The organism is Paenibacillus sp. 01L418 (assembly GCF_056400045.1).
Genome location: NZ_JBFTSN010000624.1, coordinates 1 through 2,857, shown reverse-complemented (window position 1 = coordinate 2,857; position 2,857 = coordinate 1). Strand labels below are relative to the sequence as shown.

At 40.6% G+C, this 2,857-nt stretch carries 3 protein-coding genes; all 3 read left to right on the top strand.

What is annotated here, in order from left to right; all coding sequences use genetic code 11:
• Positions 1-465: 465 nt before the first annotated feature.
• The 3 genes from AC1DSE_RS33770 to AC1DSE_RS33760 all read left to right on the top strand — a co-directional run bounded on the left by AC1DSE_RS33770 (position 466) and on the right by AC1DSE_RS33760 (position 2,784).
• Entirely contained in the window at positions 466-1,236 is a 771-nt protein-coding gene (locus AC1DSE_RS33770) for a sugar phosphate isomerase/epimerase family protein (protein WP_477510114.1), read from the top strand.
• 69 nt (positions 1,237-1,305) lie between these two features.
• Positions 1,306-2,439: an ROK family protein gene (locus AC1DSE_RS33765; protein WP_477528961.1), complete on the top strand. Its 1,134-nt coding sequence runs from the start codon at positions 1,306-1,308 to the stop codon at positions 2,437-2,439.
• A gap of 90 nt (positions 2,440-2,529) precedes the next feature.
• Positions 2,530-2,784 (top strand): response regulator transcription factor, encoded by a 255-nt coding sequence (locus AC1DSE_RS33760; RefSeq protein WP_477528960.1) that lies wholly within the window; start codon positions 2,530-2,532, stop codon positions 2,782-2,784.
• Positions 2,785-2,857: the final 73 nt, after the last annotated feature.

The window sequence follows — 2,857 nt, the reverse complement described above, 5'->3', positions numbered from 1 at the left end:
TTACGGACTTGACCAACTCCTATCTCCCTTTGACACGACATTTTTATATTGCGGCGCCGATTATCGTTCCTTCTATGCCTTCTATGGCGCAGAATACGAGACGGAAGGAAATCCAGATTACTTAAGGAAATTAGATATTAGCGCGCAGGGTTATGTTGATTTTATTGATAGTCTTTAATTAGTGAAGAAACAAAAAGAGGTAGTCCCATAAGTGGAAATTTAGGATCCGCGGGATACATCGGATATTCATTGAAGATGAATGTCTAAATGAGAAAAGGAGTTAAGCAGCTTGTCTGTGCTTAACTCCTTTTCTTTTTGCGTCTATTGCTGCTTTCTTTCAACAAGTTATGGGATAGTGAGGAGTTAATACATAAGACATTGACTCCTTATGCAGACAGGGGTATAGTTAAATTATATTTATTAAATTCATTTTAATAACCAATCAATAAACTTGGAGGGTGAATTATGACATCATTTGGCTTTCAAGCTTCAAGTCTTAGACCTTATCTCACGACAGAAGATGAAGTAAAATATACATTCCGTAGACTGCACAATATGGGGTATCACGATGTACAGCTGCAATGGATCGATCCTGCCGTACCTCTGGCATTCACGGCAAAAGCTTTGCGAGAAACAGGGCTGAAATGTATCGCAACGCAAGAAGATTTTACCGTGGTGCAAAATAATCTGGATTACTATATCACGATGAATAGACTGTGGGAAAGTAAGTCTTTATGTGTCAGTACCATCCCGCGCGAGTTAATGACACCGGAAGGCATCGTGGAATTTTGCGACGCGCTGGACCAAATGGCTAGGACGCTGGGTGAACATGGTATCGCACTCACCTTCCATCCGCTCTGGTTCAACTATGAGTACATAAATGGCATTCGTGCCATAGATATCGTTATGGAACAGCTGCCTGAAGTGGGCTTAACCTTATGTGTGTATCACGCTGTTCGGGCAGGTGAGGACGCTGTGGCTTTAATGGAACGGTATCAAGGGCGAGTAGACATATGCCATTTTAAAGATTATGCACTCTCAACCGAAGGGAAAGAATATTTGGTTCCACTTGGCCAAGGTCGGATTGATTGGTTGCCCATATTTGAGGCTTGTCATCGAACCGGTGTGAAATGGGGTCTGGTCGAGCAAGAAAACTGGCAGAAGGACGCCTTTGATTGTGTAAAAGAGAGCTTGAATTATCTAACGAAATCGGGTATTACATCAGCTAATGTTTAGAAAAACAACAGGTGCAGGAAATGTTATACTAAAAGATAATCCACCTGACTCGCTTGCCGCAGGAGATTCATGCATAGTGATTCGGAAAATAGAAACGGATATCATGATTCAAAGTCAGGAATTTATGGCGGATTGCAACATTATAAAATGAAAATCAGAGTTAATAAGCCGGGGGTTTTTATGGGAATAAATATGCTGGACATGAAAGAGAGCAATTCACAAACAGTTCTTTGGAGCCTTTGTTCATCCAAAACTTCCACCATTAAACAATTGGCTCAAACGACAGGCTTAAGCTTTGTTACCGTTGGGAACATACTGAATGGATTTGTAGAAAGCGGAGAAGTCAAACTCGGTAAAATGTATTCAGCGACGGGAGGAAGGCCGTCTCAAGCGTATAGCTTTAATGCAGAATTTGCGCATGTGCTGGGGCTATCGGCGCGGGTACGCAACGGGAAAAATATTATCAGTGCTTGTATCGGGAATCTTTACGGGGAACGCGTATGGGACGCAGAGGAGCCGTTTGATACCATCCAACTCTCTAGTTTTGATCAGATGATCGATGAGGCCCTGCGAAACTATTCGACTATAAGTCTTGTTGCTTTTTCACTGCCGGGTGTGGAGCGTAATGGTATTATTTTGGAAAACGACTTTACATCTTTAAAAGGGACTTCCTTTACAGAATATTTTCAGAATAAGTATAAGATACCGGTCATTGTTGAGAATGATGTCAATGCAGCAGCTTTTGGCTTTAGCCAACATACAGAAAAAGTATCCTCTATTGTCGGCATTTATTTCCCTCGTACGTTTGGTCCAGGTGCAGGCGTTGTAATTGATGGCAGCATTCATAAAGGGGTCGTTGGTTATGCTGGTGAAGTCAATCTGCTTCCGATCGATGTTGACTGGATAACGATTAACTATGATGACCCCAAAGTGCTAGGTGCTGCCATTTCTAAATTAATCAGTATTTTTTGTGGGACAATCAATCCCGCATACGTTGTTCTTTACGGTGATTTTTTTTCCGAAGCTTTAAAAGAAGCGATTGAGCAAGCGATACCATCAGAGGGTTTGAGAAAAATATTCCCTGTTGTTAATTATGAAAGTGATTTAGATTCCGACATCCTTCATGGTTTGATTGCTCAGGCGATAGCAGCATATCAGTCTGGTCTGCTCGGAAATTATCGACAAGACAACGAATATATCTAAGATAAATTTATTAAAGTAGACTTCTATGGTGAAAAGGTTCTGATGAACCCGCGTTTACTTGAATCTTTTCAACGATAGGGGAGTAAGGTCATGAATATTCTGATTATTGATGATGATTTCATAATAAAAGGTGATGTTAAACGCACCCTAATGAAGAGTTTTCCAGATTTCAACGTATATGAAGCTTCTTCTACCAAAGAGGCTCTTGTAATTATGGAAGAGGATCATATGGATATCATACTCACAGATATTATCATGCCGGGGATGGATGGAATGACGTTTATTGAGAGCTATCGTAATAGATTTTTAGATACTCAATGGATTGTAATGACGGTGCTCAGCTGACACATTTACTTTCGCAAAGCAATGAAACTAGGAGTTAGAGATTATTTATTAAAACCATTCTCGAAATCAGAGC